Annotated in this window: 6 protein-coding genes and 1 pseudogene; 4 read left to right on the top strand and 3 right to left on the bottom strand. The window is 61.9% G+C overall.

Features of this window, described 5'->3' with window-relative positions:
- A partial coding sequence (gene xerD / locus AAC083_RS02180; RefSeq protein WP_108537914.1) for a site-specific tyrosine recombinase XerD occupies positions 1 to 862 on the bottom strand: 862 nt, incomplete at its 3' end.
- Positions 863 to 1,069: 207 nt separating this feature from the next.
- Here xerD and fldB point away from each other — a divergent pair.
- From fldB to AAC083_RS02160, 4 genes are all read left to right on the top strand, one after another.
- Positions 1,070 to 1,588, top strand: a complete 519-nt coding sequence (gene fldB / locus AAC083_RS02175; protein WP_108537913.1) for a flavodoxin FldB — start codon at positions 1,070 to 1,072, stop codon at positions 1,586 to 1,588.
- 284 nt (positions 1,589 to 1,872) lie between these two features.
- Positions 1,873 to 3,273: a TldD/PmbA family protein gene (locus tag AAC083_RS02170; RefSeq protein WP_108537912.1), complete on the top strand. Its 1,401-nt coding sequence runs from the start codon at positions 1,873 to 1,875 to the stop codon at positions 3,271 to 3,273.
- On the top strand, positions 3,273 to 4,613 hold the full coding sequence (locus AAC083_RS02165) for a TldD/PmbA family protein (RefSeq protein ID WP_108537911.1): 1,341 nt from the start codon (positions 3,273 to 3,275) through the stop codon (positions 4,611 to 4,613). Before AAC083_RS02170 ends, AAC083_RS02165 begins: the two co-directional genes overlap by 1 nt.
- Before the next feature lie 216 nt (positions 4,614 to 4,829).
- Positions 4,830 to 5,135 (top strand): type 1 fimbrial protein, encoded by a 306-nt coding sequence (locus AAC083_RS02160; RefSeq protein WP_181364884.1) that lies wholly within the window; start codon positions 4,830 to 4,832, stop codon positions 5,133 to 5,135.
- An 81-nt stretch (positions 5,136 to 5,216) separates the two neighbouring features.
- Here AAC083_RS02160 and AAC083_RS02155 read toward each other — a convergent pair whose 3' ends face one another.
- Positions 5,217 to 6,137 (bottom strand): L,D-transpeptidase family protein, encoded by a 921-nt coding sequence (locus AAC083_RS02155; protein ID WP_108537910.1) that lies wholly within the window; start codon positions 6,135 to 6,137, stop codon positions 5,217 to 5,219.
- Positions 6,138 to 6,407: 270 nt separating this feature from the next.
- A pseudogene (locus AAC083_RS22815) lies at positions 6,408 to 6,637 on the bottom strand (glycosyltransferase); the annotation flags it as partial.

The following is a 6,637-nucleotide window of genomic DNA, read 5'->3' as shown; positions in this document are numbered from 1 at the left end:
CCACATGGGTGTAGATCTGGGTGGTGGAGAGATCCGCATGGCCCAGCAGCATCTGTACCACCCGCAGATCGGCGCCATGGTTGAGCAGATGGGTGGCAAAAGCGTGGCGCAAGGTAGGGGGGGAGAGCTCGCCATGGATCCCGGCGCGCAGGGCATAGAGCTTGATGCGATGCCAGAAGGTCTGCCGGGTCATCATGCGGGCCAGCCTGGAGGGAAACACCACATCCGAGCTGGTGCCCCCCAGCAGCAGGGTGCGGGCCTCACGGTAGTAACGCTCCAGCCAGTGGATCGCCTCCTCCCCCATGGGCACCAGCCGCTCCTTGTTGCCCTTGCCCACCACCCGCACCAGCCCCTGACGCAGGCTGACATGCTCGGCGGTGAGCCCCACCAGCTCGGAGACCCGCAGTCCGGTGGCGTAGAGCAGCTCCAGCATCGCCTTGTCACGCAGCTCCAGCGGATCCTCCACCAACGGCGCTTGCAGCAGCGCCTCCACCTCCCCTTCACTGAGATCGGAGGGAAGCTTCTTGGGCTGCTTGGGGCCCTCCAGCAGCACGGTCGGGTCATCACTGCGCAGCTTTTCGCGGTTCAGATACTGGTAAAAGCGACGCAGGGCAGACAGAAAGCGGGCCGTGCTGCTGGCGGCAAACTGGTGATCCACCCGCCAGGCGAGGTAGTGCTGGATCTCATCCATCCCGGCCAGCAGAAGGGAGCTGCCCTGCTCATCGAGCCAGAGGGCAAATTTTTCCAGATCGCTGCGATAGGAGCTGACAGTGTTGTCAGACAGCCCCCGCTCCAGCCAGAGGGCATCGAGGAAAGGTTCGATCAGGGGATGATTGTGCACGGCAGGCGCAGGCTTGGTCATGGTACTGGGTCTTGGGCAAACGGTGGCCCATTGTAGCGCGCCCGGCGCTGGGCGACAGCGGGATCTGATGAGGCCTTCACCACGCTTGCCCCGTGAAGGGTGGCGGGCAATCTGTTAAACTGGCGCCCCTCCCTGCAGCCTCTGCGCGCGCCAGCCCCACGCGCCGCCAGGATAAAGAGCTATCTGTTTTACGGTAAGGACAGTGCGATGAAGATAGGTTTGTTTTACGGTTCCACCACCTGTTACACCGAGATGGCCGCCGAGAAGATCCGCGCTCTCATAGGCCCGGAGCTGGTCGATCTCCACAACATCAAGGATGTGCCCCTTGTCCGCATGCAGGAGTACGACATCCTGATCCTCGGCATCTCCACCTGGGACTTTGGCGAACTGCAGGAAGATTGGGAATCCCGCTGGGAGGACATCAAGGATGTCCATCTGGAGGGGCGCATCATAGCCCTGTTCGGCCTGGGTGATCAGCTGGGCTATGGCGAATGGTATCAGGATGCCCTGGGCCTCCTGCACGATCAGCTGGTGCCCAAGGGGGTCAAGCTGGTGGGTTACTGGCCCAGCGAGGGGTACGAGTTCGACGCCTCCAAGGCGCTGATCGACGATGGCCGTCACTTCGTCGGGCTGGCCCTTGACGACGCCAACCAGTACGACCAGACCGAATCCCGCATCGAACAGTGGGTCGACCAGATCCTCGGCGAGATCCACGAGCTGCTCTGATCTCGCCCGGATGTGACGCCAACCGATGCGATCGGAGCAAGCTGCACCTGGCCCCCTGGGCGACCAGCGATTAAACAAGGTCCACTGCTGCGTTCATCTTCCCTGCCGGCGGCCAGGATCTGGGCTGCCGGGCGCAGTTATCGCACCGATTTTCTCAATCGGTATCATCGCATGACGCTGTAGCGACTTTTTTGTGCTGGTCTGCAACAATGCAATCGACACCCCATAACACAATCAGACGGGTGTCGGAAGCAAACAGGAAACAGACCAGAAAAGGATATTCTATGACCTCATTTTCCCTGTTGGCCCCCGCCATCGCCCGCGACGTGCTCGATCACGCGCTGGCGCTGGGTGCCGACTTCGCCGAGCTGTTTGTGGAGCGCAAGCGCCGCAGCCAGCTCAGCCTGCTCTCCAGCCAGATAGAAAATATCAGCGGCGGCCTCGATTTCGGCATAGGCGTGCGCCTGTGCTACGGCCACAAGGTGCTCTACGGCTACACCAACCTGGCCGAACGCAACGAGCTGCTGCGCATCGTCACCCTGCTGGCGGCCAAAGACAGACGCGACCCAGTGGTGACCGCCACCGCCTTCGACTTCACCCGTTTCACAGACCGCAATCCGGTTACCCTGCCACTCGGTGCTGACAAACTACTGGAGCAGAAGATTGCCTATCTGCATGCCATGGATGCTGCCGCCCGCGCCGAGAGCACCAAGGTAAGCCAGTTTTCGGGCAATGCCCTGGGCTGGGAGCAGGAGGTGGAGATCTTCAACAGCGAAGGGCTGCAAGTGGCCGATCGTCGCCACTACAACCGCATCATGGCCCAGACCATCGCCATGGAAGGGAGCGAGCAGAGCGTGGGCTATGAGGCCCCCGGTGCCATGATGGGCTGGGAACATGCGGCCCTCATAGACCCGCGCGAGCTGGCCCTCACCGCCACCCGTCAGGCGCTGGTAAAACTCGGCGCAGCCCCCTGCCCGAGCGGCACCCTGCCGGTCATCATGGAGAGCGGCTTTGGCGGCGTCATCTTCCACGAGGCGTGCGGCCACCTGCTGGAGACCACCTCGGTCGCCAAGAAGGCCTCGGTATTCCACGACAAGATGGGCCAGCTTATCGCCAACCCCGTGGTCAACGCGGTGGACGAAGGCTTGCAGGGCAATGCCTGGGGCTCCATCAACGTCGATGACGAGGGGATGGCGGCCCAGCACACCCAACTCATCAAGGATGGCGTGCTGACCGGCTTTCTGGTCGACCGCATGGGGGCGCTCAAGACTGGCTATGCCCGCACCGGCTCGGGACGGCGCGAATCCTATCGCTTCGCCCCGGCCTCGCGTATGCGCAACACCTATATCGAAGCGGGCAACCACAGCCTGGAGGAGATGCTGGCCACGGTGGATTACGGCATCTATGCCAAGCGGATGGGCGGCGGCTCGGTGCAGCCGGGCACAGGCGAGTTCAACTTCAACGTGCAGGAGGCCTACCTCATAGAGCGCGGCAAGGTAACTCGCCCGCTCAAGTCGGCGACCCTGATCGGTACGGGCCCACAAGTGCTCAAAGAGATCTCCATGGTGGGCCGCGATCTCGCCCTCTCTGCCGGCATGTGCGGCTCGGTCTCCGGCTCGATCCCGGCATCCGTCGGCCAGCCACCACTCAAGGTCGACCATATCCTGGTCGGAGGGAACGCCTGATGAGCCAACTCGATATGAATACGCTGCTCACCCGCCTGCTGGACAAGGTCGCCGATCTCAATGCCGAGGCGGACATCATCGCCAATCGGGACAAAGCTTTCTCCCTCAAGGCCGACAAGGGCGAGTTGGGTGAATACAAGGCCACCAGCAGCCAGCAGCTCGGCATCCGCCTCATCAAGGATGGCCGGGTCGGCATCGCCTACTCGGAATCCCTGGATGAGCCGGCACTGGATGCCATGTTGCAGGATGCGCTGGATGCCAGCCGCTTCGCCAAGGTGGATGCGGATCAGGCCATCCGGGTCAGCGGCAGCCTGCTCAGCACGCAGTGCGCCGAGATCAACCAGCCCGATACCACGGCAGCGGAAGAGAAGATCGCCCTTGCCCTGCGCCTCGAGGCGGACATGCTGGCCCTGCCGGATGTCACAGGCGCGCCTTATAACAGCGTCTTCGAAGGAGAGAGTCAGCTCTGGCTCGCCAACAGTCTGGGCAGTCTCTGCCAGCACAGTGAATTCAGCGTCGGCTGCTACACCTCGGCGCTGATCGAGCGCTCTGGCCGCCAGTCCATGCACTCACAGGGGCAATATGGCCGCCGCTTTGACGAGCTCGACAGCCAGGCCCTCATAGCGCAGATCCATGCCGTGGCCGACTGCCTGCTGCTGGGGGAAGCCGTGCCGAGCGGTCACTACAGCGCCCTCTTCAGCACCAACTGCTTCGCCAGCCTGTTTGGCTGCTTCCAGGCGGCGCTGTCGGGCAAGTGGGCCCAGCAGGGGATCAACCCCTGGCGCAGCAAGCTGGGCCAAAGCGTGGCCTCCCGCTGGCTCACTCTGGAGAGCCGGGCCTATATGCCGGGCGGCATGAACATCAAGGCATTTGACGGTGAAGGGGCCCCCACCTCGGATCTGTTGCTCATTGGCGAGGGGGAGCTCAAGACGCTGCTCCACAACAGCGCCACCGCTCACCACTTCGGCCTGGCCAGCAACGGCTCGGCCGCACGCAGTGCCCGCGGTGCGCTGGATGTGACGGCGCGCCATCTGGTATTTGGCACAGGCCCCCACAGCGAAGCCGAGGTCAAAACCGGCGAGTATCTGGAACTGGTCAAGCTGGATGGCCTGCATTCGGGCGCCGATGCGGTGAGTGGCGACTTCTCGTTCGGGGCGTCAGGGTTCCTGTGTCGGGATGGCGTTCGCATCCAGCCTGTGCGCGGCATCACGGTCGCAGGCAACTTCTACCACCTGCTCGGCGAGCTCGAAGCGGTCGGCGACCTGCTGCACCACGACGATGGCAAGGGCTTCTATGCCCCGCTCATTCGTTTCGGTGGTTTGAACATTGCGGGTAAGTAACCCCCGCATATAAAGAGAAAACCGCGCTTTCCTCGTGATGAATAGCAAGAGGGCAACCCCTGGGGTTGCCCTCTTTTTTATTCTGACCTTTGGCTCCGAGCTTAACGACGAATGGTCAAATAATCACCACGCCCAGCCAGACACCGTCGATACTGACAATGCAAGGCAATGAACACGCGGTTTCCTACCCAAGTGCAAGACAATCTGGAGGTCTGCATGAAGACAATCGCAGTGGCGCTCACCCTCGCCACACTGGGCATATCGATGGCACAGGCCACTTCGGCAAGCAGCACAGGGCGCATCACCTTTAGCGGCGCCATCGTGGAGGATGCCTGCCGCATCAACCAGCAGGAGGAGCAAATGCAGGTCACCTGCCTCTCGGGCCCCAAGCAAACCACAGAGACACTCAATCTGCAGCAGTTGGCAAAGCAGTCGCCACTGCGTCTCGCCACCAGCCAGGCTTCCTATCGATGGATTGATCCGCACCATACCATGGCGGTGATCACCATCAGCCACGAATAGTGCTCACCAATGCCAGAAACCACAACGGCGACCATCAGGTCGCCGTTGTTATTATCGAGTCTCGGATTCCAGCCATCAGGCTCAGGGATTGAGACGTGTCGGCATACCGGAACGCTGCTCCAGCACCTGCTTGACCACATTGGAGTCGCTTTCCATGTGGGCGATGAAGCGGGTAATAGCCGGAGTCATGGGCAACGGTACGGAGGCGGTGGAATTGAACTCCTCCTCATTGCGCGACAGCGGCTCATGGACTTCTATGTAGCGACCGCCATCCGGCTCGACCGTGAACTTGACTGGCTGGTTGACGAACTGGACACGGGTACCGACCGGCACATGGTCGAACAGGTACTTGATGTCGTCGGCGCGCAGACGCACACAGCCGCTGCTCACTCGCAGACCTATGCCGAAAGTAGCATTGGTACCGTGGATGGCATACAGGTTGCCGATATAGAGGGCGTGCAGACCCATGGGGTTGTCCGGGCCAGCCGGCCAGACCGCAGGCAGTGTTTTGCCCTGGGCGGCATAGCGGCGACGGATGTTCTCGGTCGGGGTCCAGGTCGGGTTGGCACGCTTGCGCTCAACCTTGGTGATCCAGTTTTCCGGCGTATTCACACCCAGCTGGCCAATGCCGATGGGCAGCACTTCCACCACGTTCTTGCCCTTGGGGTAGTAGTAGAGGCGCATCTCGGCCACGTTGATGACGATCCCTTCACGGGGCGCATTCGGCAGGATCAGCTGATGGGGGATGATCAGCTTGCTGCCCGGTGTCGGCAGATAGGGGTCTACGCCCGGGTTGGCTTCCATGATGTTGGTCAGGCCCAACTGGAAGTCGGCGGCGATCTGCTCCAGCGGACGGTTGTCCGCAGGCACCACATATTCCAGGTTCTCACCGATCAGGCGGCTGTTGGCCGCGGGCAGTGTGTATTCAACGGCGGCGGCCTGATGGCTGACCAGCGTCAGAGTACATAAAAGGGCCAAAGCGGCAGTGCGAAGGGGAGTCATAAAATTCCTGTGTGGTTTCCTGTACCAAGTTGGCCGGGGGCCGTGTCATCCTCGGTCCGGCCTGTGACGAGTCACTCTGCGCCCGAGGTCGATAACCGAACGCGCATTCTTTCCTGAGTCGGCCAAGAATTCAACGTCGGGATGGCTCTTTTTACATGAAAAAGTGTATCCATCGCCGCTGGCACCTGCTCTTTGCATGACAAGCCGGCTAACAACCGCAAACTTAGCAGAAGCAGGACAAAAAGGGAGACCCGCTCCCCCCCCCCTCTACTATCGAGTGCTGGCGAGCAGGGTCGTCACTGCCTCGGCGATGGCGGCCCTGGCATCCAGCCTCCCCATCTCGTCGGCCAGCAGGCACGCCCGTGACCGATAGCGCGGTTCGTGTACCACCTTGCGCACCGCGGTGGCCACGGCCTCTGCCGTCGGCTCGTTGCAGTGCAGATTGATGCCCACGCCACTCCACGCCACCCGGGTAGCCACCTCTGCCTTGTCCTCACCTG

Source organism: Aeromonas sp. HMWF014, assembly GCF_963878295.1.
Lineage (GTDB): Bacteria > Pseudomonadota > Gammaproteobacteria > Enterobacterales > Aeromonadaceae > Aeromonas > Aeromonas popoffii.
This window is presented reverse-complemented; position numbering and strand designations above follow the sequence as displayed.

Excerpts from the sequence above, each read along its gene's own strand:
- fldB (WP_108537913.1), top strand. The coding sequence starts at position 1,070 with ATGAAGATAGGTTTGTTTTACGGTTCCACCACCTGTTACACCGAGATG.
- AAC083_RS02170 (WP_108537912.1), top strand. The coding sequence starts at position 1,873 with ATGACCTCATTTTCCCTGTTGGCCCCCGCCATCGCCCGCGACGTGCTC.
- AAC083_RS02165 (WP_108537911.1), top strand. The coding sequence starts at position 3,273 with ATGAGCCAACTCGATATGAATACGCTGCTCACCCGCCTGCTGGACAAG.
- AAC083_RS02160 (WP_181364884.1), top strand. The coding sequence starts at position 4,830 with ATGAAGACAATCGCAGTGGCGCTCACCCTCGCCACACTGGGCATATCG.
- AAC083_RS02155 (WP_108537910.1), bottom strand. The coding sequence starts at position 6,137 with ATGACTCCCCTTCGCACTGCCGCTTTGGCCCTTTTATGTACTCTGACG.